Source organism: Caballeronia glebae (genome assembly GCF_001545035.1).
GTDB lineage: Bacteria > Pseudomonadota > Gammaproteobacteria > Burkholderiales > Burkholderiaceae > Caballeronia > Caballeronia glebae.
Genome location: NZ_FCOJ02000011.1, coordinates 79,747 through 104,907, shown reverse-complemented (window position 1 = coordinate 104,907; position 25,161 = coordinate 79,747). Strand labels below are relative to the sequence as shown.

Annotated in this window: 27 protein-coding genes; 12 read left to right on the top strand and 15 right to left on the bottom strand. The window is 64.5% G+C overall.

Annotated features, from left to right (window positions below; all coding sequences use genetic code 11):
* Positions 1-6 precede the first annotated feature (6 nt).
* The 3 genes from AWB82_RS10310 to AWB82_RS10300 all read left to right on the top strand — a co-directional run bounded on the left by AWB82_RS10310 (position 7) and on the right by AWB82_RS10300 (position 2,839).
* The gene (locus AWB82_RS10310) at positions 7-1,047 is read left to right on the top strand and encodes an ATP-grasp domain-containing protein (RefSeq protein ID WP_086967077.1); all 1,041 of its coding nucleotides are present in this window, start codon (positions 7-9) and stop codon (positions 1,045-1,047) included.
* The gene (locus AWB82_RS10305; protein ID WP_086967029.1) at positions 1,044-2,180 is read left to right on the top strand and encodes a hydantoinase/oxoprolinase family protein; all 1,137 of its coding nucleotides are present in this window, start codon (positions 1,044-1,046) and stop codon (positions 2,178-2,180) included. Before AWB82_RS10310 ends, AWB82_RS10305 begins: the two co-directional genes overlap by 4 nt.
* A 71-nt stretch (positions 2,181-2,251) precedes the next feature.
* Positions 2,252-2,839, top strand: coding sequence for an amino acid kinase family protein (locus AWB82_RS10300; RefSeq protein ID WP_086967028.1), 588 nt, complete (start codon positions 2,252-2,254; stop codon positions 2,837-2,839).
* A gap of 12 nt (positions 2,840-2,851) precedes the next feature.
* Here the strand turns inward: AWB82_RS10300 and AWB82_RS10295 are convergent, their stop codons facing one another.
* The 3 genes from AWB82_RS10295 to pqqA form a co-directional block, all read right to left on the bottom strand.
* Positions 2,852-3,541: a (5-formylfuran-3-yl)methyl phosphate synthase gene (locus tag AWB82_RS10295; RefSeq protein WP_086967027.1), complete on the bottom strand. Its 690-nt coding sequence runs from the start codon at positions 3,539-3,541 to the stop codon at positions 2,852-2,854.
* 36 nt (positions 3,542-3,577) lie between these two features.
* The gene (locus AWB82_RS10290; RefSeq protein ID WP_086967026.1) at positions 3,578-4,144 is read right to left on the bottom strand and encodes a DUF447 domain-containing protein; all 567 of its coding nucleotides are present in this window, start codon (positions 4,142-4,144) and stop codon (positions 3,578-3,580) included.
* Between the two features lie 81 nt (positions 4,145-4,225).
* A complete protein-coding gene (gene pqqA / locus AWB82_RS10285) occupies positions 4,226-4,300 on the bottom strand; it encodes a pyrroloquinoline quinone precursor peptide PqqA (protein WP_008354335.1) in 75 nt (24 codons plus the stop codon).
* A 396-nt stretch (positions 4,301-4,696) separates the two neighbouring features.
* On the opposite strand from pqqA, the gene AWB82_RS10280 reads away from it, so the two are divergent.
* Genes AWB82_RS10280 through fba form a run of 7 tightly spaced genes read left to right on the top strand, consistent with a single transcriptional unit; the run spans position 4,697 to position 12,776 of the window.
* Positions 4,697-6,190 (top strand): form I ribulose bisphosphate carboxylase large subunit, encoded by a 1,494-nt coding sequence (locus AWB82_RS10280; protein ID WP_086967025.1) that lies wholly within the window; start codon positions 4,697-4,699, stop codon positions 6,188-6,190.
* A gap of 55 nt (positions 6,191-6,245) precedes the next feature.
* The gene (locus AWB82_RS10275) at positions 6,246-6,662 is read left to right on the top strand and encodes a ribulose bisphosphate carboxylase small subunit (protein ID WP_086967024.1); all 417 of its coding nucleotides are present in this window, start codon (positions 6,246-6,248) and stop codon (positions 6,660-6,662) included.
* Between the two features lie 12 nt (positions 6,663-6,674).
* Entirely contained in the window at positions 6,675-7,604 is a 930-nt protein-coding gene (gene cbbX, locus AWB82_RS10270) for a CbbX protein (RefSeq protein ID WP_086967023.1), read from the top strand.
* Positions 7,605-7,614: 10 nt separating this feature from the next.
* Positions 7,615-8,709, top strand: coding sequence for a class 1 fructose-bisphosphatase (locus tag AWB82_RS10265; RefSeq protein WP_086967022.1), 1,095 nt, complete (start codon positions 7,615-7,617; stop codon positions 8,707-8,709).
* 47 nt (positions 8,710-8,756) lie between these two features.
* Positions 8,757-9,629, top strand: coding sequence for a phosphoribulokinase (locus tag AWB82_RS10260; protein WP_086967021.1), 873 nt, complete (start codon positions 8,757-8,759; stop codon positions 9,627-9,629).
* A 37-nt stretch (positions 9,630-9,666) separates the two neighbouring features.
* Positions 9,667-11,709 carry a transketolase gene (gene tkt / locus AWB82_RS10255; protein ID WP_086967020.1) on the top strand — a complete coding sequence of 681 codons (2,043 nt, stop codon included), beginning with the start codon at positions 9,667-9,669 and terminating at the stop codon, positions 11,707-11,709.
* 29 nt (positions 11,710-11,738) lie between these two features.
* Positions 11,739-12,776: a class II fructose-bisphosphate aldolase gene (fba, locus tag AWB82_RS10250; protein WP_086967019.1), complete on the top strand. Its 1,038-nt coding sequence runs from the start codon at positions 11,739-11,741 to the stop codon at positions 12,774-12,776.
* A gap of 39 nt (positions 12,777-12,815) precedes the next feature.
* Here the strand turns inward: fba and AWB82_RS10245 are convergent, their stop codons facing one another.
* Both AWB82_RS10245 and AWB82_RS10240 read right to left on the bottom strand, forming a co-directional pair.
* On the bottom strand, positions 12,816-13,196 hold the full coding sequence (locus AWB82_RS10245; RefSeq protein ID WP_086967018.1) for a type II toxin-antitoxin system VapC family toxin: 381 nt from the start codon (positions 13,194-13,196) through the stop codon (positions 12,816-12,818).
* Complete coding sequence (locus AWB82_RS10240) at positions 13,193-13,492, bottom strand: hypothetical protein (protein ID WP_086967017.1); 300 nt, start codon at positions 13,490-13,492, stop codon at positions 13,193-13,195. The genes AWB82_RS10245 and AWB82_RS10240 overlap by 4 nt, the downstream gene beginning before the upstream one ends.
* Positions 13,493-13,590: 98 nt before the next feature.
* Between AWB82_RS10240 and AWB82_RS10235 the strand changes: the two genes are divergently transcribed.
* On the top strand, positions 13,591-14,139 hold the full coding sequence (locus AWB82_RS10235; protein WP_086967016.1) for a thioredoxin family protein: 549 nt from the start codon (positions 13,591-13,593) through the stop codon (positions 14,137-14,139).
* Here AWB82_RS10235 and AWB82_RS10230 read toward each other — a convergent pair.
* The 3 genes from AWB82_RS10230 to AWB82_RS10220 are packed head-to-tail and all read right to left on the bottom strand — an operon-like array spanning position 14,136 to position 18,168.
* A complete protein-coding gene (locus AWB82_RS10230) occupies positions 14,136-15,536 on the bottom strand; it encodes a DUF6513 domain-containing protein (protein ID WP_086967015.1) in 1,401 nt (466 codons plus the stop codon). The genes AWB82_RS10235 and AWB82_RS10230 overlap by 4 nt on opposite strands.
* Positions 15,515-16,114, bottom strand: a complete 600-nt coding sequence (locus AWB82_RS10225) for a flavoprotein (protein WP_086967014.1) — start codon at positions 16,112-16,114, stop codon at positions 15,515-15,517. Before AWB82_RS10225 ends, AWB82_RS10230 begins: the two co-directional genes overlap by 22 nt.
* A complete protein-coding gene (locus AWB82_RS10220; protein WP_086967013.1) occupies positions 16,111-18,168 on the bottom strand; it encodes a sigma-54-dependent Fis family transcriptional regulator in 2,058 nt (685 codons plus the stop codon). The genes AWB82_RS10225 and AWB82_RS10220 overlap by 4 nt, the downstream gene beginning before the upstream one ends.
* Before the next feature lie 340 nt (positions 18,169-18,508).
* Here AWB82_RS10220 and AWB82_RS10215 point away from each other — a divergent pair, with 340 nt between their 5' ends.
* On the top strand, positions 18,509-19,000 hold the full coding sequence (locus tag AWB82_RS10215; RefSeq protein ID WP_235023253.1) for a dihydroneopterin aldolase: 492 nt from the start codon (positions 18,509-18,511) through the stop codon (positions 18,998-19,000).
* Between the two features lie 67 nt (positions 19,001-19,067).
* Here the strand turns inward: AWB82_RS10215 and AWB82_RS10210 are convergent, their stop codons facing one another.
* From AWB82_RS10210 to AWB82_RS10180, 7 genes are all read right to left on the bottom strand, one after another.
* Positions 19,068-19,466, bottom strand: a complete 399-nt coding sequence (locus AWB82_RS10210) for a hypothetical protein (protein ID WP_086967012.1) — start codon at positions 19,464-19,466, stop codon at positions 19,068-19,070.
* Between the two features lie 80 nt (positions 19,467-19,546).
* A complete protein-coding gene (gene fae, locus AWB82_RS10205; RefSeq protein WP_086967011.1) occupies positions 19,547-20,056 on the bottom strand; it encodes a formaldehyde-activating enzyme in 510 nt (169 codons plus the stop codon).
* 172 nt (positions 20,057-20,228) lie between these two features.
* Positions 20,229-21,086, bottom strand: coding sequence for a triphosphoribosyl-dephospho-CoA synthase (locus AWB82_RS10200; protein WP_086967010.1), 858 nt, complete (start codon positions 21,084-21,086; stop codon positions 20,229-20,231).
* A complete protein-coding gene (locus AWB82_RS10195; RefSeq protein ID WP_096031426.1) occupies positions 21,073-22,002 on the bottom strand; it encodes an ATP-grasp domain-containing protein in 930 nt (309 codons plus the stop codon). The genes AWB82_RS10200 and AWB82_RS10195 overlap by 14 nt, the downstream gene beginning before the upstream one ends.
* Complete coding sequence (mch, locus tag AWB82_RS10190) at positions 21,999-22,997, bottom strand: methenyltetrahydromethanopterin cyclohydrolase (protein WP_086967008.1); 999 nt, start codon at positions 22,995-22,997, stop codon at positions 21,999-22,001. The genes AWB82_RS10195 and mch overlap by 4 nt, the downstream gene beginning before the upstream one ends.
* Positions 22,994-24,178 (bottom strand): ATP-grasp domain-containing protein, encoded by a 1,185-nt coding sequence (locus AWB82_RS10185; protein ID WP_086967007.1) that lies wholly within the window; start codon positions 24,176-24,178, stop codon positions 22,994-22,996. The genes mch and AWB82_RS10185 overlap by 4 nt, the downstream gene beginning before the upstream one ends.
* On the bottom strand, positions 24,175-25,104 hold the full coding sequence (locus AWB82_RS10180) for an NAD(P)-dependent methylenetetrahydromethanopterin dehydrogenase (RefSeq protein ID WP_086967006.1): 930 nt from the start codon (positions 25,102-25,104) through the stop codon (positions 24,175-24,177). Before AWB82_RS10180 ends, AWB82_RS10185 begins: the two co-directional genes overlap by 4 nt.
* Positions 25,105-25,161: the final 57 nt, after the last annotated feature.

Below are 25,161 nucleotides of genomic sequence, written 5' to 3'. Positions count from 1 at the left end.
TTTCCTTTGACCAAGATCTTCGTATTCGAGTATCTCACCGGCGGCGGCATCGATCCGGAAGCGGCGGGCGCTGGCAGCCTCGCCGACCTCTCCGCGCTGATCGTCGAGGGCCGCGTGATGCGCGACGCCATCGCCGCCGATCTGCGCGCGCTGCCGGGCATCGACGTGAGCGTGGCGAGTTCGCGCTTCGAGCAAGTCGACGACGACCGCGCCTACGTGCGCGCGCAGCCGGGCGAATCGGTCATACGCTTCGTGGCCCGCGTGGCGCGCGAGCACGACTATGCCTGCATCGTCGCGCCCGAGTGCGACGGACTGCTGCTCAAGCTCTACGATGCCGTCGGCCAGGCGCGCTGGCTCGGCTGCGCGAAAGAAGCGATCCGCGCGGCGTCGAGCAAGAGCGCGACGGCCGCGTGTCTCGCCGCGCGCAGCATCGCCGCGACGCCCGCGCTCGAACCGGAAAACGCGAGCGCCGCAATCGGGCGACGCTGGGTCGTCAAGCCCGACGACGGCGCGGGCGGCCTCGACACCTACGTCTACGACGACCTCGCCGCCGCGCGCGCCGAATATGCGGCGCGCGCGGAAGCGGGCCGCAATCCCGTGCTGCAGGAATGGATCGATGGCGAGCCGCTGAGCCTTTCGCTGATCTGCCGCGACCGGCTTTCGCGGCTCGTGAGCATCAACCGGCAGCGCATCGGATTGTCGGATGCGGCGGGTTCGGGACGCCGCGAGCGCATCGTTCAGTTCGACGGCGTCGATGTCGATCGCATCGACCGGCATGGTCCGCAAGGCCGCGCGCTCGAACGGCTCGCGCTGCGTGTCGCCGAAGCGTTTCCGGGTCTGCGCGGCTTCGCGGGCATCGACGTCGTGTGGCATCCGGAACGCGGGCCGGTCGTGATCGAGGTGAATCCGCGTCTGACGGTCGCGTATGCGGAACTGAGCCGGCGCGGCGGCAGGAATCTCGCGGCGGAATTGCTCGCGGCGCATCGCGTGCCCGGCTTCGACGGCGACGCCGGATTGCTGCGCGCGTGCGGCGGAGCGTCGTCATGACGACATCGACATCGACATCGAACGATGCGCCGGTGTTCGGCTGGGACGTGGGCGGCGCGCACGTGAAGGTGTCGATGGCGACGCGCGCCGGCATGCTCGTCGATGTCGCGCAATGGGCGTGTCCGCTGTGGCAGGGCCTGGCGCACCTGGAACGCGCGATCGACGCGATGTTCGAGCGCTGGCCCGCCGCCGCCGATGCAAGCGCGCGCCACGCCGTCACGATGACCGGCGAAATGGTCGATCTCTTCGCCGATCGCGCCGAGGGCGTGCGCACGTTGACGCGCACGCTCGCGCATCGGCTCGGGCCGCGCACGATGTTCTTCGCCGGCGATGCGGGCTGGCTCGCGCGTTCGGCGTGCGCGGAGCATTGGCGCAAGGTCGCATCGGCGAACTGGCTCGCGAGCGCGCAATGGGTCGCGGCGTGCATGCCGAATGCTGTGTTTATCGATATCGGCAGCACGACGACGGACATCATTCCTATCGTCGGCGGACGTGTCGCGGCGCGCGGTTCCAGCGACGCTGAACGGCTCGCGAGCGGCGAGCTTGTTTATCAGGGCGTCGTGCGCACGCCGTTGTGCGGGCTCGCGCATCGCATCGCGTTTCGCGGCGAGCCGACCGGCGTGATGAACGAATGGTTCGCGACGACCGCCGATGTCTATCGTCTGACGGGCGAGCTGTGGCCCGAGCACGACCAGCATCCGAGCGCCGACAACGGGCCGAAGACGCAGGCCGCGAGCCGCGTGCGGATCGCACGGATGATCGGCCGCGACGCCGTCGAAGCGAGCGATGCCGAGTGGCGGCGCTTCGCGCAGGGCTGGCGGCACGAACAGTTGCGCGCGCTGGAGGCGAATCTCGCGCGCGTTGTGGCGCGGGATGCGGCGCTGGCGGCGGCGCCGATAGTCGGCGCCGGATGCGGACGCTTTCTCGCGGCGGCGCTGGCGCGGCAGGAGGCGCGCAGCTATGTCGATTTCGCGCGTCTCGCGGGTGTCGCCGACGACGATGCGACGCGCGCCGAGTGGGTATCGACGTGCGCGCCGAGCGTGGCGGTCGCGCTTTTGGCGTCGGCGATGATGAAGGGCGCGGGAAGCAACGAAGCGCATCGGTTGAACGATGCATCGGCGCGGGCCGCGTGATAGCTTGCGCAATACAGCGGTATCGGAAGCGGGTGCGTGGCCCGTCGGCTTGATCGAACGAGGACAGGAATATGTGGGTGGTCAAGATCGGGGGAAGCCTGAGTCACGACCCTGCGCTGCGCGAATGGTTGACGCGGCTCTGGGAAGTGGGCGGCGGGCGCGTCGTGATCGTGCCGGGCGGCGGCGATTTCGCGGACGCGGTGCGGCAGTATCAGCAGGAATGGCGTTTCGACGATCTCGCGGCCCACAACATGTGTCTGCTCGCGATGGCGCAATACGCGATTCTGATGCAGGGCGTGGTGCCGGAACTCGTGCTGGCGTCGAACGAGGATCGCATTCGGCGCGCATTGCGCGATGGGCGCGTGGCGGTCTGGGTGCCGACCGATCTGATGCGCGCGACGCCCGACTCGATGACCAACTGGGACACCACGTCCGATAGCCTCGCGGCCTGGCTTTCCAGTTCGCTCAACGCGGAGCGGTTGATGATCGTGAAGTCGTGCGAGGTCGAGGCGAATGCGCCGCTCGAATCGCTGGCCGCGAAGGGCATTCTGGACCGGCGCTTTCCGGCTCATGTGCGGGATGCGAACTATATCGTCGAGATTTTGAGCAAGTCGGATGTGTCGGTTATGCGGGATCGATTGTTGAATGTGACGGTTTGAAACCCCAAACCCTTAGCGAGCAACATGCAGCGCCCGAACCCACTTCTCCACGCGCCTGGGATCGAGCCTTCCGCCGCGCCCGTCACGCTCATCGCAAAGCGCGCCGCGAAACCCGGCGATATCCGGCGCAAGCAAACGAATCCTGTCGAGATCGTCCCAACCCAACGATCCGGCAACGGCGATCATCATCCCGCGTGTGCGTGCATCGCTCATGCACGAGGCGAGCATCCGCACATCGACGCAATCGAACAACGTGCGCCCGTTCTTGCTCGCCGTATCGAACACGATGCCGACAAAGCCCAGTTGCGCCGCGAGCGCGGCCAGTTCGCGATCCACGCCATCGTCCGATAGCAACACCGGCACCACGGCGGCGGGCAAACTCGCCAGATGCCGCAAGCACGCGAAAGCGCCCGCGCCCGGCGACACACCGACCTTCACATAATCGACGCCCGTGGCCGCGACATCGAGCACGCGCGCGGTCATCTCGTCGAGTGCGTCGTTGGGCAAATCGCCGATGGTCGCGCTGATCGGCCGCAACGCATACCGCGCGCGCAACTCTCGCACGATCCGCGCGATATCCCCGATCGCAACCGCGCCCAGCGCGCCCGCGCCCGGTTCCTTCAGGTCGATCAGTTCGGCGCCGGCGTTCGCGGCATCGAAGGCTTCATCCGCCGAGCGAACGCTCGCGAGCAATGCGGTCATCGTCGAAACTCCAGAGGGAGGGCTACGGAACGAGCATCAGGTGACGGCCTTCGCGCGATGCGCCTCGATCGCCTGCAAAAGCCACTGCCAGGCTTCGCGCTCGGCGTCGCCCGCGGTCTTGTCGATGGCGATCCGCAGATAAGCCACCTCGCTGTCCACTTTTTCCGGCGGCAACATGAACAGCCGGCTCACGAGAATCGCGCCTTCGACGACCGCCGCCTGCGCGCGATTGAAGCCCGGAAAAGGCGCATGCGTCTCGCGATGTACGCATTCCATGCGCAGCGTCGGACGCGCTTCGTCATCGAGTAATTCAGCGAGACGCAACTCGATATGCGCGAGCGTCGATGCGAGCCGCACGCTCGGCACCGTGCTCGCCGCGAGCGTCGGCCAGTCGTGCGCGATGCCTGTCACGCAGCCCGCGAACACGCGCACGTCCGTCGTCAGATTGATGACGGCGCTCTTCGTCGCGAGGACGTTGTCGAGCGTCGTCGACGGACGGAACGGCGCGAGAATCGCGAGGCCTTCTTCGAAGCGCACGCCCATCGGCGCGATGTGCGGCCGGCCATCGCGATCCGCGGTCGTGACGATGGTCTCGTAAATCATGATGGTCGGCGAAAGTATTCGTAGCCGCACGAAAGAGCCGCGATCGCTTCGATGCGGCTTCGTGCGGGTTCGGTCCGCGTGTTAGCGGGTGGCGATATACATCGTGATTTCAAAACCAAAACGCATATCGGTGAAGCTTGGCGTGGTCCATTGCATGCGCGTTCCTCCATACGAGTTGAGTTGATGCCTCGATCACCGCTTCGATGACTTGCCGATGCGGACGAATCCGACAGGCGGCCGGGAGGGGGCCGGCGCTAGGGCGATGCAAGCGTCATGCCAATGACATGAAGCGGATGCCGAAGAGCGCGACTCGCCCATCACGCGTGCCGAGTGTGACGAAATCAGAACAAAGTGTCCCATTCGTTCGTCCATAAACGCATCAGGGCTATTCCCGACTAAGGCATCGTTTAAGCCAGGGCAAGTAATTCGTGAATTCCTTTCTGTGCGCCCCGTGCTTACTCTGCAATCACAGCAGGGCGCAGCACACCAGCGCGGCGGTCGCTTCGAGCAGCAGGGCGGACGTCACTCTCATCTCACTGTCGAGGAAACGGAATGAACGACTTCAGCAAGGCCGCCGTCGAGGCGGTGCGCAATCCGTCCGATCCGCGCTCGCGCTATGCGGCCGGCGTCATGAAGTATCGCGAGATGGGCTACTGGCAGCCCGACTACACGCCGAAGGACACGGACGTGATCGCGCTTTTTCGCATCACGCCGCAAGCGGGTGTTGAGCCGGAGGAAGCGGCCGCGGCCGTGGCGGGCGAGTCGTCGACCGCGACGTGGACCGTCGTGTGGACCGACCGTCTCACCGCATGCGACATGTATCGCGCCAAGGCGTATCGCGTCGAGCTTGTGCCGAACGCGCGCGCCGACGAGCCGCAGTACTTTGCGTATATCGCCTACGAACTCGATCTGTTCGAGGAGGGATCGGTTGCGAACCTGACGGCGTCGATCATCGGCAATGTATTTGGCTTCAAGCCGCTCAAGGCGCTGCGTCTCGAAGACATGCGCATTCCGATTGCCTATCTGAAGACGTTCCAGGGACCGCCGACGGGCATCGTCGTCGAGCGTGAGCGGCTCGACAAATACGGGCGGCCGTTGCTCGGCGCGACAGTCAAGCCGAAGCTCGGCTTGTCGGGCAAGAACTATGGTCGCGTCGTGTATGAAGGGTTGAAAGGCGGACTCGATTTTCTGAAGGACGACGAGAACATCAATTCGCAAGCGTTCATGCACTGGCGCGATCGTTATCTCTTCGCGATGGAAGCGGTGAACCGCGCGCAGGCCGAAACCGGCGAAGTGAAGGGCCATTACCTGAACGTGACGGCCGGCACGATGGAAGACATGTACGAGCGCGCCGAATTCGCGAAGGAGCTCGGTTCCTGCATCGTGATGATCGATCTCGTGATCGGCTGGACCGCGATTCAGTCGATGTCGAAGTGGGCGCGCCGCAACGACATGATTCTGCATCTGCATCGCGCGGGACACGGCACTTATACGCGGCAGCGCAATCACGGCATCTCGTTTCGCGTGATCGCGAAGTGGCTGCGCATGGCGGGCGTCGATCATGCGCATGCGGGCACGGCGGTCGGCAAGCTGGAAGGCGATCCGCTCTCGGTGCAGGGCTATTACAACGTGTGCCGCGAGGCGCGCAACGAGCCGGACCTGTCGCGCGGCATCTTCTTCGATCAACCGTGGGCGGGACTGCGGAAGGTTATGCCGGTGGCATCGGGCGGGATTCACGCGGGACAGATGCATCAACTGCTGGACCTGTTCGGCGACGACTGCATTCTGCAGTTCGGCGGCGGTACGATTGGGCATCCACAAGGCATTCAGGCTGGTGCGACGGCCAATCGCGTCGCGCTCGAAGCGATGGTGAAAGCGCGCAATGAAGGGCGCGATATCGCGAACGAGGGACCGGAGATTCTGGAAGCCGCGGCGCGATCGTGTACACCGTTGAAGCAGGCGCTCGATATCTGGCGCGATGTGACGTTTAACTATGCCTCGACCGATACGCCGGATTTTGCCGTGACGGCGACCGCGGCGGTTTAGGTTTTTCGCCACGATTTCATGGAATACATATCCAATAAAAGCATAGGAAACCGAAATGAATATCACGCAAGGAACGTTTGCCTTCCTGCCGCCATTTACCGACGACGAGATATCGGCGCAGATCAACTATGCGCTAGACCAGGGCTGGGCCTGCTCGGTCGAATACACCGACGATCCCCATCCACGCAACACGTACTGGGAAATGTGGGGCCTTCCCATGTTCGATCTCCACGACGCCGCCGGCGTGCTGATGGAAGTGAACGAGTGCCGCAAAACGTATCCGAATCATTACATCAAGGTGAATGCCTTCGACTCGGTGCGCGGTTTCGAAACGATGCGTCTGTCGTTCATCGTGAATCGGCCGGCGCAGGAACGAGGTTTCCGTCTCGAACGTCAGGACGACAGAAGCCGCATCCAGCGCTACGCGATGCGCACCTACGCCACCGATCGCCCGAGCGGCGAGCGCTATTGATGAGGAGCGTTCATGAGCGCCGAAGCCACGCTGGAAGAAGCACCTCTTCAAACGAAAGCGACGCACGCCGACCTGATGGCGCTCTACCGCGAATCGCGCATCGGCGAAGTGCTGGCGGAGCTGGATCGCGATCTGATCGGCCTCGCGCCGGTCAAGACGCGCATCCGCGAGATCGCCGCGCATCTGCTCGTGGAGCGCGCCCGCGAGACGCTCGGTATCGTGTCGGGTGCGCCCACGCTGCACATGTGCTTCTCGGGCAATCCCGGAACCGGCAAGACCACGGTCGCGCTGCGCATGGCGCAAGTGCTGCACCGGCTCGGCTATATCCGGCGCAATCATCTCGTCTCGGTGACGCGCGACGATCTCGTCGGCCAGTACATCGGCCATACCGCGCCCAAAACGCGCGAAGTGCTCAAGCGAGCGATGGGCGGCGTGCTGTTCATCGACGAGGCTTATTACCTGTATCGCCCCGAGAACGAACGCGATTACGGGCAGGAAGCGATTGAAATCCTGCTGCAGACGATGGAGAACCAGCGCGACGATCTCGTCGTGATTTTGGCGGGATACGCGTCGCGCATGGAGACGTTCTTCCACAGCAATCCGGGCTTTCGTTCGCGCATCGCGCATCACCTCGTGTTTCCGGACTATGCGCCCGGTGAGCTTCTGGAAATCGCCGAGCACATGTTGGCCGACATGCACTACCGCTTCGACGACGACGCGCGACACGCCTTCGAAGCGTACCTCGCGCGTCGTATCGGGCAACCGAACTTCGCCAATGCGCGCTCGGTGCGCAACGCGCTGGACCGCGCGCGCTTGCGTCAGGCCAACCGGCTTTTCGCCGCGGCCGAAAGCGGCAGTGGCGTAGCCGATGCCGCTGCGCTGATGCAACTCGACGCCAGCGACATCCGCGCGAGCCGCGTGTTCACCGATCCACAAACTTAAGGAGAGCGCGATGCAGGATGGACGCACGACCTTAGCGAAGTTCCTGATCGATACGCTGGATCGCAAGCCCGGACCGGAGGCGGCGAGCGGACTGTCCGCGTTGCTGATCGACGTCGCCGCGTCGATCAAGACCATCGCGGCCGCCTTGACGCGCGGCGCGTTGAGCGGACATCACGGCTCGGCGCAATCGATCAATACGCACGGCGAGGAACAGAAGAAGCTCGACCTCGTGACCAACGATATCTTCCTTCAGCATTGCGAGTGGGACGGCTTGCTCGCGGGCATGGTCTCGGAAGAGATGGACGATGTCTATGCGATTCCCGAGCCGTATCCGCGCGGCGAGTATCTGCTTGCGTTCGATCCGCTCGATGGCTCGTCGAACATCGATATCAATGGCGTGGTCGGCTCGATCTTCTCGGTGCTCCGACGCGCGAGCGACGACGACGGTCCCGCCGACGAAGCATCGTTCTTGCGCCCGGGCCGCGAGCAAGTCGCGGCGGGCTACGCGATTTACGGCCCATCGACGATGCTCGTGCTCTCGGTCGGCAACGGCACGCACGGCTTCACGCTCGAACGCGATGTCGGCAACTTCGTGCTCACGCATTCCGATATCCGCATTCCCGAGGATTCGTGCGAGTTCGCGATCAACGTATCGAACGAACGCTTCTGGGAACCGCCCGTGCGCCGCTACGTGCAGGAATGCAAGGATGGTCGCACCGGATGCCGCGCGCACGACTTCAATATGCGCTGGATCGCGTCGATGGTCGCGGAAGTGCATCGCATCCTCATGCGCGGCGGCGTCTTCATGTATCCGCGCGACTTCAAGACGCCCGAGATGGAAGGACGTCTGCGTCTGCTGTATGAAGCGAGCCCGATGAGCTTCATCGTCGAACAGGCGGGCGGACTGTCGATTACCGGACGCGAGCGCATTCTCGATGTCGAGCCGAAGGCGCTGCATCAACGCGTACCGGTGATTCTCGGTTCACGCAACGAAGTCGATCGCATTCAGCGCTATCACGGCGAATACGATCGCGGCGAGGACAAGCCGTTCACGTCGCCGTTGTTCAAGGAACGCTCGTTGTTCCTGCCGGAAACGCAGGCGTGATCGCATCTGAAACAGCGCTCACCAAATAGATAAAGGGAGACAAGCGCATGTCAGTCAAACATCCGATCGTCGCGGTGACGGGATCGAGCGGCGCCGGCACCACCACCGTCATGAAGAGCTTCACGCATATCTTCAGGCGCGAGAAAATCAATGCGCATATCGTCGAAGGCGATGCGTTCCATCGATACGATCGCCTCGGCATGCGCGAGGCGTTGAAGCAGAGCGAGCGCGATGGCCTCGTCAATTTCAGCCACTTCGGCCCGGAAGCGAATCTGCTGCACGAACTCGAAACGTTGTTCGAAAACTACGGCGAAACGGGCGGCGGCAAGTTTCGCCACTACGTGCATGACGAAGGCGAAGCCGTGCATTACAAGCAGGACGCGGGCACTTTCACGCCGTGGGAAGACATCACGCCCGGCACGGACATGATGTTCTACGAAGGCTTGCATGGCGCGGCCGTCACCGGTCAAGTGGACATCGCGCGTCATGCGGATCTGCTCGTCGGCGTCGTGCCGATCATCAATCTCGAATGGATTCAGAAGCTGCATCGCGATCAGACGATGCGCGGTTATTCGCATGAGGCAGTCGTCGATACGATCCTGCGCCGCATGCCCGATTACGTGAATTACATCTGTCCGCAATTCTCGCGCACGCACGTGAATTTTCAGCGTGTACCGACCGTGGATACGTCGAACCCGTTCACCTCGCGCGAGATTCCGCAGCCCGACGAGAGCTTCGTCGTGATCCGCTTCGCGAAGCCGAGGGGCATCGACTTTCCGTATCTGCTGACAATGCTGCACGACTCGTTCATGTCGCGGCCGAACGTGATCGTCGTGCCCGGCGGCAAGATGGGTCTCGCGATGCAGCTCATCTTCACGCCGATGATCCTGCAACTGCGCGACCGGCGCGCGCGCGCCTGAAAAAAGCTTTCTCATCATCGTATGGAAGGAGGCATTTATGAATGCCGTCGCTGAAGCTTTGCCCCGACTTCATCGCTCGCCCGACACGCGGGAGATGGCGAACGCGCTGCGCATGCTCGCCGTCGATGCCGTGAGCCGGGCCAACTCCGGTCATCCCGGCATGCCGATGGGTATGGCGGAGATCGCGGTCGCGTTGTGGGGACGTCATCTGAAGCACAATCCCGTCGATCCCGACTGGCCCGATCGCGACCGCTTCGTGCTGTCGAACGGTCACGGCTCGATGCTGCTGTATGCGCTGCTGCATCTCACTGGCTACGACCTGTCAATCGACGAGATCAAGCGCTTCCGGCAGATGGGCAGCAAGACGCCCGGGCATCCGGAAGTGGGCGTGACGCCCGGCGTCGAAACGACGACCGGACCGCTCGGGCAAGGCCTGACGAACGCCGTTGGCATGGCGCTCGCCGAGGCCTTGCTCGCGCGCGAGTTCAATCGGCCGGGGCATGAGATCGTCGATCATCGCACGTATGTTTTTGTGGGCGATGGCTGTCTGATGGAAGGCGTGTCGCATGAAGCGGCGTCGCTCGCGGGCACGCTGCGGCTCGGCAAGCTCACCGTGCTCTACGACGACAACGGCATCTCCATCGACGGCCATGTCGACGGCTGGTTCACCGACGACACGCCGAAGCGCTTCGAGTCATACGGCTGGAATGTCGTGCGCGCGGTGGACGGCCACGATGTCGACGATGTATCGCATGCGTTGCAATTGGCGCGCGAGTCGGATCGCCCGACCTTGATCTGCTGCAAGACGGTGATCGGGCTCGGCGCGCCGAAGATGGCCGGCACGCACGACGTACACGGCGCGCCGCTTCCCGCCGACGAAGTGGACGCGACGCGGCGCGCGCTCAGCTGGACGCATGCGCCTTTCGAGATTCCATCGTCGATTCGTGCGCTGTGGGACGCGCGCGAGGCGGGTGCGGCGGCGCAGGAGGACTGGAATCGCCGCATGCAGGCGTATCGTCGCGTGTTTCCGAACGAGGCCGCCGAGTTCGAGCGGCGCGTGCGCGGCGCGTTGCCCGCGAACTGGCGCGACATGGCGCATGCGCTCGTGCGCGACGCGGATCGCGCGCGGCAGACGCTCGCGACACGAAAGGCCTCGCAACTCGCGATCGAGGGACTGGCGCGCGCGTTGCCCGAACTGCTCGGCGGATCGGCGGACTTGACCGGCTCGAATCTCACGCGCTGGAAAGAGGCGGTGGACGTGAGCGCCGCGCCGGAAAAGGGCAACTACATCCACTTCGGCGTGCGCGAGTTCGGCATGAGCGCGGTGCTCAACGGCGTCGCGCTGCATCGCGGTTATCTGCCGTTCGGCGGCACGTTTCTCACGTTCTCCGATTACTCGCGCAACGCGCTGCGCATGGCCGCGCTGATGAAGACGCGCGCGGTGTTCGTCTTCACGCACGATTCGATCGGTCTCGGCGAAGACGGCCCGACGCATCAGCCGATCGAGCATGCCGCGACGCTGCGCATGATTCCGGGCCTCGACGTGTGGCGTCCGTGCGATACGGTCGAGACGATGCAGGCGTGGGTAAGCGCGGTCGAGCGTGACCGGCCTTCGTGCCTGCTGCTCTCGCGCCAGAATCTGCCCTTCGTGCCGCGCGACGAAGCGCAGATCGACGGCATCGAGCGCGGCGGCTACGTGCTCGCCGACTGGCCCTCGACTTGCGAGCGCGATGCGCGCCGCGTCGTGCTGATCGCGACCGGCTCGGAAGTCGCGCTTGCGCTAGCCGCCGTCGAACCGCTGAAGGAAGCGGGCATTCTCGCGCGCGTCGTGTCGATGCCCTCGACCACCGTGTTCGATCGGCAGTGCAACGCGTGGCGCGAACGCGTGCTGCCCGAAGGCGTGCCGCGCGTCGCGATCGAAGCCGGCGTCACGGCGTTCTGGCGGCAGTACGTCGGATTGAATGGCGGCGCGGTCGGCATCGACCGCTTCGGTGAATCTGCGCCCGCGAGCGAGTTGTTCGCGCATTTCGGCGTGACGACCGAGGCGCTCGTCGAAGAAGCGCGCCGCGTGGCCGTCTGATTTTTCGCACCCTGCATGGAGACATCACGATGGCTTTCATCGCCTTGAGGCAGTTGCTGGATCACGCGGCGGAGCACGGCTACGGCGTGCCCGCGTTCAACGTCAACAACATGGAGCAGGTGCAGGCGATCATGCAGGCGGCCGAGGCGACCAAGAGCCCGGTCATCCTGCAGGCGTCGGCGGGCGCGCGCAAGTATGCGGGCGAGCCGTATTTGCGGCATCTCGTGCTCGCGGCGGTCGAGGCTCATCCGGATATTCCCGTGGTGCTGCATCAGGATCACGGCGCGAGTCCGTCCGTGTGTCAGCAGGCGATTCGTTCGGGCTTCACGTCCGTGATGATGGACGGCTCGCTCATGCCCGATCAGAAAACGCCCGCCGAATACGAGTACAACGTCGATGTGAGCCGGCGCGTGGTCGAGGCGGCGCATTCGGTGGGCGTGTCGGTGGAAGGCGAGCTGGGTTGTCTCGGATCGCTGGAGACGGGGCGCGCGGGCGAGGAGGATGGCGTCGGCGCGGAAGGCACGTTGAGCCGCGATCGCTTGCTGACGGACCCCGACGAAGCGCGCGCGTTCGTCGAGGCGACGGGCATCGATGCGCTCGCGATCGCCATCGGCACGTCGCACGGCGCGTACAAGTTCAGCCGTCAGCCGACCGGCGATATTCTCGCGATCGATCGCATCGCCGAGATTCACGCGCGCATTCCCGATACGCATCTCGTGATGCACGGGTCGTCGTCGGTGCCGCAGGAATGGCTCGCGATCATCCGCGAGCATGGCGGCGAAATTGCCGCGACGTTCGGCGTGCCCGTCGATGAAATTCGGCGCGGCATTGCGAGCGGCGTGCGCAAGGTGAATATCGACACGGATATCCGGCTCGCGATGACGGGCGCGATGCGGCGGGCGATGGCGTCGGCCAGGTCGGAGTTCGATCCGCGGCACGCGCTGAAGGCGGCGACGGCGGCGGCGCGGGATTTGTGTGTCGAGCGATTCGAGGCGTTCGGCTGCGCGGGACATGCGGATCGTATAAGGCCGATGGGATTGGAGGCGATGGCGAAGCGGTATCACTGAGGGAGGCGCCGCTCGGTGTGCGGGACGGGCGGCGCGGGCTCAGGCGGGGGTTGCGACATTGAGATATCCGGCCAGTTCGCTGTCGACGGTCAGGAACTTGAGCACTTCTGTTCGCGCCTGCGCAACCAGCAAACGATCGAATGGATCGCGATGCAGATCGGGCATGTCGCGCACGGCTTTCGCATGCTTCAGTCGAACGGGAAGCACGATGAACGGATGTTCTTCCAACTCGTCGATGGCACGCGCGGCGCGCGGTTCCAGCTTGCCGCGCGCCGCCTTGATCGACAGTTCCCAGATGGTGGCGGTGCTGACGTAGACCTGCTCCGCCTTATCGATCGATTCGCGAATGTGCGCCGGCAGCCGGCGATTCCCCGACACGCGCCAGATGTAGATGTGGGTATCGAGTAGTACGCGCATCATCGGCGCTCGATTGCGGCGCTGACGTCTTCTGGAAATATCGGGCCATAAAACTCTTCGATCATTTCGTCGGACAGCGGTTTGAAGACTTCGTCCTCAAGCAAGCTTTCATCTTCGGGATCGAACACGATGATCGAACCGCAAGACTCGGGGTTGCCGTTTGCGAAGTTTCCGACTGACTTGACTTTGAGCAACAACGCCGGATGTTCACCGTCAATGGCTACGTCTTTCCCCTGTGCCACTAATTCGAGCACTTTAGGAAGATTCTTCTGCGCTTCTTCGACACTAAAGATATACATGAATACTCCGGATAACTAAGAAGAGATTGCATGCTATCCGAGTCCGGTCCCCCCGCCAATATGCCGAACAGCCAATCGAAACAATTGGGAGCTATCTCATGCCCACCGAATCACCCAGCGCCGAACTCGGCGCGATCGCATCCGATTTCACGCTCCCCGCGACCGACGGCAGCACCTTCACGCTCGATTCGCTGAAGGGCGCGAACGGCCTCGTGATCGTCTTCATGTGCAATCACTGCCTTTACGTGAGGGCGGCGATTCCCAACCTGATCCGCGATGCGCGCGCGCTGAAGGAGATCGGCGTCAACGTGGCGGGCATCAATTCGAACGATGCGTCCATCTATACCGACGACGCGTTCGATCGCATGATCGCGGTCGCCCACGAATGGAGCCTGCCGTTCCCATATCTCCACGATGAAACGCAGGACATCGCGCGCGCATACGGCGCCGTCTGCACGCCGGAATGCTTCGGCTTCGACCGCGATTTACGCCTGAAATATCGCGGCCGGATCGACGCATCGCGCAAGCAAGCCTTGCCGGATGCCCGCCGCGATCTCCTCGAAGCGATGCGCGCAATAGCGCAAAACGACGATGCGCCCGAAGCGCAACATCCGGCGCTAGGCTGCTCGATAAAATGGAAGCCCTAGCTCTTCTTCTTCGTGCTTCCGGGCGCATGCCACGCCATCAAATCCTCGTCCGGGCGATCGACTTCGCATCCCCAATCGAGTGGCTGATCCTGATCGAAGCGCTTGCCGAGTTGCCACGCGATTTCCGCGCGCGCGAGCTGCACGCCGAGATAGAACGCGTGCCCGCCGTCGTGCTCGACCTTGAGCCCGGGATAGAGCGCGAACGGGTCGGTCGCGACTTGATGCCCGTCGCGGTTATAGACGTGAATGCCGTCCGCCGAGACCTGCACGCGAAAATTCGGATCGCGCACGGCGGCGGCGAACACGCCGATCTCTTCGGCGTCGTAGGGAAACGGCCGCTTTGCATGCAGCGCGGACAAATCGGCGGAAATGCCTTTGGGCAACGTCTGCGTTTCGCGCGCGGCATGCATCACGCGGCGCGCGACATCGGCTTCGCGAACGGCGCGCCGCGCATGCAGGCTCACCGAAGTCGTCAGCACGGCGGCGATGCGCAATTCCGCGGCCATGCCGAACAGCACCGCGTTGATGCCGCTCGTATCCGCCTCGGTGAGTTCGGTCACGTTGCCGACGCCCATCATGATCGCCACGTCGGGATAACGCTCGCGTAACGACACATATCGCGCGATGGACTTCGCGAGTCCGAACGGAATCGGATCTAGAATCGGATCGGCGAGAAAGGCGCGGCCGCGCTTCGTCATCGCATCGATCGCGGCATCGAGGGATGCGGTGTCGGCGGGCTCGCGCGGCACGAGAATCGGCGTCGATGCGATTTCATCAGTAATCCATAGCGTATCGACGTTGAGACTCATCACATAGTCCGCGCCCGCGCGCCCGCCGCGCACGAGTTCGTCTTCACGCATCGAATCGACGCTCACGCGATAGCCTTGTTCCTTCAGCATCGCAACGGCGTCTTCGAGATGCGCGAACGGCGTTTCCGGCAGGCAGCCGATATCGATCACATCCGCGCCCTGACGCTTGTATTCGCGTGCGCGCGCCGCGATGCCCGCGAGATCGAGACGCGGCGCATCGACAATCTCCGCGAAGATCTCCGTCTCGTAGCGCGACAGATCGACATGCCGCGCCTCGCGCCCAAAAAACTGCGGCAAGTCCTTCACCTCTTCGGGACCGCGCTCGACCTTCACGCCATAGTGCGCGGTGAGGGCATCGAGGTCGCCGCGGCATCGGCCGGGCACGATCATGCGGCTCGTTCCGTCGCTCAACGGCGTTGGAACGCGCCGGCGGATCATGTCGGCGGTCATCAGCCCCGCGACCTGAAGACCGATCTCGCGCACTTCCCACGTGAACGGCAATCCCGCGGCGGCCGGCGCGATGCTTTCGAGCACTTGCTGAAGGCTCAATTGCGCGAGCCGCCCCGTCAGGAAGACGATGTGTTCCATGCAAGCTTCAGGTCCGACAGGCGTTGATCGAGCGCGGCCCTGAGGTCGTCGAGCGAGCGGGCCACGGTGGTATGCGCGAAGCGCGCGAGCCGCTCGACGTTCTCGAACTCGATCGCGCGCGGCCTCACTTCGACCCATTCGTGCGGGGTCTGCGTGATGACGCTCGGCGCGGTATCGCATGCGAACACGATGCCCGGCACGCATTGCTTGCCGGCTTGCGCATAGAGGTTGGTGGGCAAGGTATCGGAGATGCCGAACGCGCATTTGGCGACGGTGTTGCTCGTCGCGGGCGCGATGACGACCGTGTGATATTCGCCGTTATAGACCATGCCGACGGGCACGCTGCTCGCGCTGTTGTCGCGCAAAACCTTGAAGTGCTCGCGCAGCTTCGCGATGGTCCAGCCGTAGAGCGGCAGCACTTCCTCGCCGGCGGCGGAAAGAAACAGATCGACGCCGGGCAGTTGCCGCGCGAGTTCGATCGACTCTTCGAGCATATGACCCGAGCCTGTCACGCACCACGCAAAGCGCGCGTCGGGCTTGAACTCGTCGAGCCGGCGGGCGGGCGTGGGTTGCGTCATGCGTCGGATGCGCCCGGCGTATCGTGCGACAGGCGAATATGCAGGCGATGCATCTTCCGGTACAGCGTGTTGCGGCTGATGCCGAGCACCTTCGCGACATTGCTCACGTTCCAGCGATGCTCGTCGAGCAACAGGAGCACGGTCTCGCGCTCCTTCACCTGGATCGCGTTGAGCGACGAAGTATCGGCGTCATCGGCGAGATGCGGCGGCGGAGAAACGGGCGCGCGCACGGCGGCCTGCGTAACCGGCGCGATGCCGTTCGCGATCTCCGGCGGCAGATGCGCGCAGCGAATCTCGGGGCCATCGCAGAGCGCGATCGCCATCTGCAGCACGTGACGCAACTGGCGGATATTGCCCGGCCACGGATAACTCAAGAGCGCCTGCTTCGCTTCGGCGGAAAGCGTGGGCGGCTCGTCGGATTCGGTTTCGAGAATATGGCCGATGAGCGCGAGCGCATCCGCGCGTTCGCGCAGCGGCGGCAGATTGATCTCGATACCGTTCAGCCGGTAATACAGATCCTCGCGGAACATGCCCGTCTGCACGAGTTCGATGAGATTGCGGTGGCTCGCGCTGATGAGCTGAAAGTCCACCTTCACCGTGGTTTCCGCGCCGAGCGGCGTGACTTCGTGTTCTTCGAGCACGCGCAAGAGACGCGCTTGCAAAGCGAGCGGCATGTCGCCGATTTCATCGAGGAAAAGCGTGCCGCCGTTCGCCTGCACGATCTTGCCGCGCCGTCCTTCGCGCTGCGCGCCAGTGAACGCGCCCGCGCGATAACCGAAGAGTTCGCTTTCGATCAGATTCTCCGGCAGCGATGCGCAATTCACCGCGACGAACGGACCCGTGCCGTTCGGGCTGATGCTGTGCAGCGCATTGGCGAAGACTTCCTTGCCGGTGCCCGTCTGCCCGCGCAGGATGATCGGGATTTTGCGCTGGATCACGCGCGCCGCAAGCTGGATCTGCGAAGCCACGCGCGGATCGCCGAATTCCAGATGCGCGAGCTTGTCGAGGCGGCCGGTCGAGGCCGGCTCGCGCGCGTCCTTCTTCGGCGCTTTCGGGCGCGCGCCGGGCGCGGAGAGATCGCGCGATGCGGGGTCGTTCATCAGGATGCGCGTCGCGCCTTTCGCGCCTTCGCGCGAGGTCTGCGCGGTGAGAAAGAAGCGGCTGTTCGCCTTCGCGCTATAAACCGTCACCGGATGGAACGAGCCGCGGATGCTGCGCGCGATCATGTCTTCGAGCGATGCATTGAACGCTTCCTCGATGCGCTTGCCGCACAACTCGGCGGGCGAGCGCAGATCGAGCTGGAACAGCGCGCTGCGGCTCGCGGCGAGCACGACGCCATCGTCGCTGACGGCGAGCTTGCCCGCATGCAAGGTGCCGACGAACTCGGGCCGGCTATGAAAGTGGATCATGTTCGCGTGCCGGTAGCGCGCATCGATCAGACGATTTTCGATCATCTGCCGCGACATGCCGACGAGCACGAGCGAATGCTGCTGCAAAAGCTTCGAGCGGCTCGTGACGTCGAGCACGCCGACGACCGTGCCGCGCTCGTCGAAGATCGGCGCGGCCGAGCACGTGAGCGACGTATAGCGCGGATAGAAATGCTCGTGCTGGCATACCGCGATGCAATCGCGTTCGATGAGGCACGTGCCCATGCCGTTGGTGCCGGCCTCGCGCTCGCTCCACATCGCACCGACGCGCAGGCCGTCGGCGGCGACCGCTTCGCCGAACGGCACCGACGACACCTGATGCACGATGACGCCGTCCGCATCGACGAGCACGACGGCAAGTTCGGGATCGGCGAGTTGCTGATAGAGCGTCGTCATTTCGAGCTTCGAGCACGCGATGAGATCGCTCGCGGCCTCGCGGCGCTCGTTGAGCTCGTGCTGCGCGAGCACCGGCGGCATGACGAAGCGGCCCGGATCGAGCCTGAATTCCGTGAGGCACCGCAGCCACGATTGCGCGACCGAATCGCTGGCGCGGCGCGCGGCCAGCGGATTATTGACGATGTTCAGCACTTCCCGGACATGCGTGTCTACGTCAGCAAGCGACGACATGGGGGCAAGTCTCCATTGCGTCGCATTCCGGTGCGCGGAGAATCGCGCGGCCGTTCGACGCCGAATCTGTTGTGTTTTACGCTGGCGCTGCGGCCGTCCGTGCCCGATCCGTTTCTTCGCTTGTGTTTCGATCGCAGGCGCGCCTCGTGGCCGGACGATCGGATAACTTCCCGAACGACCGGTTCTCAAAAACTTTACATCCTTAGTCGCGTAGGTTCAATAAGTAGTCGCATAGAGTAGAACAAACGCGCCCGTTTTTTGCTTGCTACTCGTGAGTGAATTCGGCGATGGGCGCCGGGTATTTCTCTATAAAGGGCCGCTTTCGCGCGGCGACGAACATATGGGCCGATTCGAACCGATTCGCGAAACTGTCTATGTTGCGCCGCAACCTGCCGCCGTAGGGTCGCGCGCCGCGATGGATATCGTTTATATCGAAGGACTCACGGGGCAAACCGTCATCGGCATCGACAAGACCGAGTTGCACGATCCGCAAACGGTGCGCATGAGTCTTGCGATCGGAGTGCCATCGTTGCGCGCCTGCGTGACGGACCGGATCGAGGACACTGTCAATTATGCGGCGGTGCGGGAGGCGATTCACGGCCTGCTCGCGTCGCACGGATTGCAGTTGCTGGAGGCGCTGGCCGAGCGCATCGCGCAGATGGTTATCGCAGATTTCGGGGCGCATTGGGTCAGAGTTACGCTAGCCAAGCCAGCGAAGTTCGATGATGTCGATGCTGTCGGTGTTGTGATCGAGCGGCATCGAAAGGTCGAGGAACGGGGTGGCGGTCCCGTTAGCCTTGCGTGGATCGGGCGGGGGTATGTACCGGGATAACTTTGCTGTTCTTGTTAGTGTTTTCGTCGAACTCGGGGAAAACACTAACAAGCAAAAAAACATAACATCACTTCGCCGCGGACTTCTGCTGAATCCCACAAGCCTTATACGCATCCTTCTGTAAATCCCGATACTTCTTCGTCTGCGCCTTCGCGCGATCCACCCGAAACTCGGCCCCGCCTTCTCCGCCTAACGTGGCGTATTTCGAAAACGTGGATTGCTCGACGTAATCGTCATAAGTAAGCACCTGCGCGATCTTGTCGATCGCGCAAGAGCACTTGTACACGTTGGCGAAATCGTGCCCGTTATCGTCCATGCATCCGAGCACGTATTCGACGCGGCCTTCGGTCGGATAGTTGTGAGTCTTCGCGGGCGCGGCGCCCCCGGTTCCCGTCGCGGCGAACGAAAGCGGCGAAATCAGCGAGAGGCAAGTGAGCACCGTCAACGCGCAGCAACGTGGGGTCATGCGAAGAGCCTCGAAGTTATCGAATGGAGAGCGTGCAGGCCGGCGCGCGCTCAAAAAACCCGCGCCGGCCAGACGCCGAATTAACTCGGCGAGAACGGATGCGACATCGTGCTCTTTTTCGATACTACATCCTTGGCCGAGGGCTCGCCCGCCACCGCCCGCGCGAGTGCTTCCTTCGTCGCCTGATAGTTGAAGTCGTGAATCTTCTGGTCGTCGTTCGCGTCCCAGTGGATGAACACGCCGACGCAAATGAACACGTCGTCGGCTTCGTCGGCGGGAATGACGCCGGCTTCCACGCTGTCGGCGACAGCCATCGCCACCGCGCGCTGCGCCGGGCCGAACATCTGCACGGCCTGTTTCGCGCCCTTGATCGTCACCTTGTTGAAGAGAATCGTGTTCGGTTTGGTGAGCAAATTCGGCGCGACCACGGCGAGCAGCGACGTGAAGCCGTCCTTGTTGTTCGTGAGCGCGTTGCAGAACGCGGTTTCGGCAGCGGAACCTCGCGGTCCGACGATCAAGTCGATGTGTGCGACCTCGTTGCCATCGCCGACGAGCGACTCGCCTACCAGGACGCGGTTGATCTTGGCCATGCTGTTCCTCCAGTGATGTGTGGTTCCAGGGACTAGCGACTTGCTCTCGACTCGCGACGGTAAGACTCAAAGCCGCGCAAGGCTCGCGATTCGACCGGATTGCCGGTGCGACCGCTCAACCGAGAACTTCCTAACATGTTCCGTGCCAATTTTTTGTTCGCGCCGGCAGACTTCATGCATTTGCCGATGACATCATCAGCGCGACGAAAAGCGTCGCTACCGCGAGGTCCGCGCTCGTGCCCGGATTGATGCCGCGCGCCTTCAGTCCGGCGTCCCATTCATCGAGCGCCGAAGACTCGACGGGACAGCCCGCCGCGCGCCAGTTCGCGCGATGCATCGCCGCATCGCGCGTGACACTTTGCGCCACCGCCGCGCCCTGCTTGCGCACAATGTGCGAATCAGGCCAGCCAGCAAGAAACGTCAGGAAGACGTCGAGCATCGCGCGATGTTCCGTCGCCGCGTTGAGCGCGCCCGCCGCATCGAGGCCCGCGCCGAAGACATCGGCGAATCCGTTTTCGTATTGACGCGCGATGCTGTCGCGATCCGCCGCGAGCGTCATCGCCTCGCGCAGGGTCACGGTCGGCGGCGCGTGCACGGGCTGCTCGGGCGCATCGCCGAGGCCGCCCGGATTGGCGAGCGCGATCGCGCGATAGGCGAGGCGCGCATCGTCTACGTCGAGTTGCGCGAGCACGTGTTGCGTCGCCGCGTGCCAGCGCGATGCATCGACCGGATCGCCCGCATCGAAACGTTCGAGCGCGGCGCACAAAGGCGCGGCGAGCAAGACGATGCCGAGATTCGTATTGCAGCCGACCGCGTCGAAGGTGCGCCGCACGGCGTCGAGAATGCGCGCGCCCACGCGTGCGCGAGGCGCGAAGAGGCCCGCCGCCGCCGTGCCCGCGCTCGCGATGAATTGCGCCGACGTCATGTTGTGTCCCGCGCTCGCGACGCTCACGTTGCCGGGCTTCTTCGTCTCGACGTCGAGCCGGCACGCGCGCAGAAACGCGGTGCGCGCGAGCTCAGACGCGCTCATCGCCGCTGGCGAGCGCGAGCGTGCCTTTCGATACGGCCAGCTTGCGATCGAGAAAATCGTCGACGAGCAGCGCCGCGATATCGAGCGGCGTCACCGATTGCAGACCGCGCCACGCCGCGACGCCATTCACTTCGAGCACGACCGGCCGCCCGCCCTCCGCCGGAATCAAATCGACGCCCGCGTAATCGAGCCCGAGCGCCGCCGTCGCGCGCACGGCGGCTTCCGTCAGCGCGGGCGTGAGTTCCGCCGGCTCGCATCTCGCACCGCGCGCGAAGTTGTGAATCCAGTCCTCGCCGCCCACGCGCTTCATCGCGGCGATGGCCTTGCCGCCGATCACGAGCACGCGCCAGTCGAAGCCGGGCGTGCCCGTGTCGACATAGCGTTGCAGATACGCGACCTGGCTGAAGGCTTTGAGCGATGGCAGCCTCACGCCGGGTTTCTTCAGTCCCTTGCCCTGCGAGCCGAAGAGCGGCTTCATCACGACCTGCCGGCCCGCCGCCGTCTCGCGCATCAGCACGCGTTGCGCATGCGCCGTCGATTCGGCGGCCCACGTCGCGGGCGTCGGCACGCCGTAGCGGTTGAGCAGAAAGCTCGTCATCGACTTGTCGACGCTGCGCTCGATCGCGCGTGCATCGTTATAGACGGGCACGCCGCATTCGCGCAGCGCATGCAGAATGCCGAGCCGCAACGTCACCTGTTCGAAGGTGCCCCCCGCGATGCCGCGCACGAACACCGCGTCGGGCAGCGCGTGGCCGAAGCCGGGGATCGCGAGACCGTGCGGCCGCCAGGTCGTGTCGATGCGGCAATCGGCGAGATCGACGCAACGCGCTTCCACGTCGCGCACGCGGAACGCCTTTTTCAGGCGGCCGGTGTGCCAGCCGGTTTCGTCGGTCATGATGGCGACGCGAAAGCTCATGACGCGCTCCATTGCGCTTCGAGCAACGCGCGATCGACCTTGCCGCCGTGATACGTCGCGCCGCTTTCCAGACTCGACACCCACGCTTCGGCGGGCGCGAAGAGCGCCGGGTCGATCTGATAGAAGTCGTAGTTGAACGACGTGAAGATGTCCGCGAACGGACGCCCGTAATCGCGCGCGTTCGACGACGGCAGTTCGGCGGCGAGACGCTTCGCAATCGCATCGCTTTTCACGGTGAGATGCACGCGGCCGCCGTAGAGAATCGCGTCGTTGGTGCGGCCCATCGCCTGAACGCCGTCGGGCGCGGGCGGCGGAAGCGGCGCGCTGCCGCTGCCTTCGACGATCTCGGCGAGATCGACGCCCAGCACATGCGTCTTGTGCAGCGCGACTTCCACGACACGCGCGACGACCTGCACCGTGCCCGCGACAGACTGTGTCGGCGTCACGGCGATCACGAGCTTGTCCGGCGCGAGGCCGCAGTCGTTAAGCACCTTATCGATGACGACCTGCGGCGGCAGGCGATCCACTTCCATCACGAGCGCGCCGCGATCGTGGCGGTCGCGATAACCGAGTTCGTCGAAGAGCGGTTCCTTGCACGCGAGCGCGCGCGCCGGGCCCGAGCCGAGCGAGAAGAACTTCTTGCCGCCCGTCTGCTCCTTGGTCGCCGACAGGCTCCAGCCCGCGTACTGGCTCGCGAGGCACGCGAGCACCGGATTGCTCGTATGCACTTCGACGAAGCCCGGCCAAAGCGGTGCGTCATCGAAGGCGATGCGCCGCGCCACGCGCCCGAGCCCGCCCATGCAGATGCGCGCGATGAGCACGCCCGCGTCGGCGCTGCCTTTGGCGTTCACGCCCGCATCGACGATGACGGTGCCGCCGTCCGTGCGCGTGATCTCGACGTGCAGGCGCGCGGCATCCTCGATGAGACGCGCGACGAGCCGCTCGCTAGACGCGTTGACGCTCAGCGCGGCATCCGCCTGAAAAGTTGAAGTCATGGTCTCGACAAGGTTTCGATGCGTTGCAGAAGGCGCGCGTGCTCGCGGTCCAGCGCGTCGCGCAGATCGGAGAACGCGGGCGCGGACACGGTCATCGTGCAGACCGGCTGGCCCGCTTCGATGCGCGCGCCGACGAGCGGCACGTCGTGGCACGCGGGATCGTCGAAACATGCGTCGCTGAACGCGCGCGATGCGCTGAAGCCCTCATGCGCGAACACCACGCGCTGCCCGGCATAAAGCGGCGGCGTTTCCGTGGCTGCATCGGGCGTGTGCGGCGTGTGCGGCAGCTCGCCGTGCAGACACGCGTCCAGATGCGCGCCGATCAATCCGCGCGGCCACGCGTCGGGCCAGGCGGCTTCGTAGAGCGCCATCGTCGACGACGGGCGCGTGTTGATTTCGAGCACGCTGAAGGTATCGCCGTCGAGCAGAAAGTCGATGCTGTTCAGGCCGGTCAGATCCGTTTGCCAGACGATTCGCTCGATGGCTTCGACGATACGCGCCGCAATCTGCGCGGGCAATCGCACCGGCCCGAGCGAGCCCGCGTGGACGAAGGGCAGGCGTCCCGCTGCGACCGTCAGTTGCTCCGCGAAGCCGATCACCGCCGCCTCGCGATGCGCGGCGACGAAGAGCGCGGACATCGAACGGCCCGTCGCGAGCCGCTGAAAATAAGCGCAGCCGGGCGCGCGCTCGACCTCGCCGGCCCATTCGATATGCGTGCCGCCGCATCCGTCCGAACGTTTCACGAGCCACCCGTCCCGATCGGCGGGCGGCGTGTGACGCACTCCCGGATGCGCGATATGCGCCTCGTCGAGCAGCGCGAAGAAACGACGCGGATCGCGCACCGCCGCCGCCTGCGCGCCGTTGCCGATGAAGCGCGGCACGCGCGGCGCGCGGCTCAGCTCGCCCGTCAGCGGCTCCAGTCCGCTCGTCACGATGAGGCCGAGCATGCGCGGCAGGCGCGCGGCGTGTTCGAGCGCATCGTAGAGACGCGCGCGATCGATCGACAGACCCTTGCCGCCGATATCGAACCACATGCCCGCGTGCTCGCGCGTGTCGCGGTCGCCGAAGATATCGAGCGCGACGACGTTCAGCCCGGCGCGCGCCGCGGATTGCGTCAAAAGCCGCGCCGACAATCCCGCGACGGCAATGCGCGGCGCGCGGGACAGTTCGCTCGCAATCATGAGCTTTGTCCCGCGACGATCGCGCGGGCTTCGTCGAACGCTTCGGGAAAGCCGAGATAGACCGGCTTGCCGCCGGTGCGCATGCGCACGAAGAGCCGATGCTCCGCCTGATATTTGACGTTGCCGATCGCGAGCGCGCCGATGCCCACGGCGTCTGCGCGAGCGGCGCCCGCGAGCGGCTTGCCGTCGTCCATCACGTTGACGCCGGCGATGCCTTCGGGCGGCACGGCGTTCACATCGGCGGCGATCAGGAGGTTCTTCGCGTGCGCGATATCGGCGGACGTCATCACCTGCACGCCCGCCACCGCCGTCGCGAACACGACTTCGGCGCGTGCGAGTTCGCGATGCAGTTGATCGGGCGAGCCGGTCGCGACGCCCGAGGTCGCGATATCGAAGCGGCGATTGATCTCGTCGCTCACTTGCGTCGCGCGCGACTGGCTCGAATGGCTCGCGACGACGACATCCGCGCCGAGCGATGCGGCCATCGCCGCCGCCACGCGTCCGACCGCGCCCGTGCCGCCGAGTATCAGCACGCGCTTGCCGCCGAGATCGACGGAGTGCGCGGCGCGCAGATGTTTTTCCGCGAGCGCGACGAGCGCGGCGGCGGTCGTGTACGCGCCGCTCGGATCGGCGAAGACGGAGACTTCGAAGGGCGGGACCATCGCGTTGCGGGCTTTTTCGAGCATGTCGGCGGCGAGCATCACGTCGCGTCCGCCGATGAAGATGCCGGTGCGCGACACGCCTTTCGGCCCGCGCGAGAAGATCGCGTCCTGCGTGAGCTGCACGACGCTGTCCTCGTCGACGTTGCAGTAAGGCACGAGGATCTGATAGCCCGCGTCGGCTGCCATGTTCACATCGAACGGACTCATTTGCGGCGTGCTCGTGAACATGTGCAGGACGTAGGGTCTTTCGGTGGCTTCGGGCATGGCGATGGACTCGTTTGGCGTGGTGATGGCGATTGAATCTGTCGATGTACGCTCGGT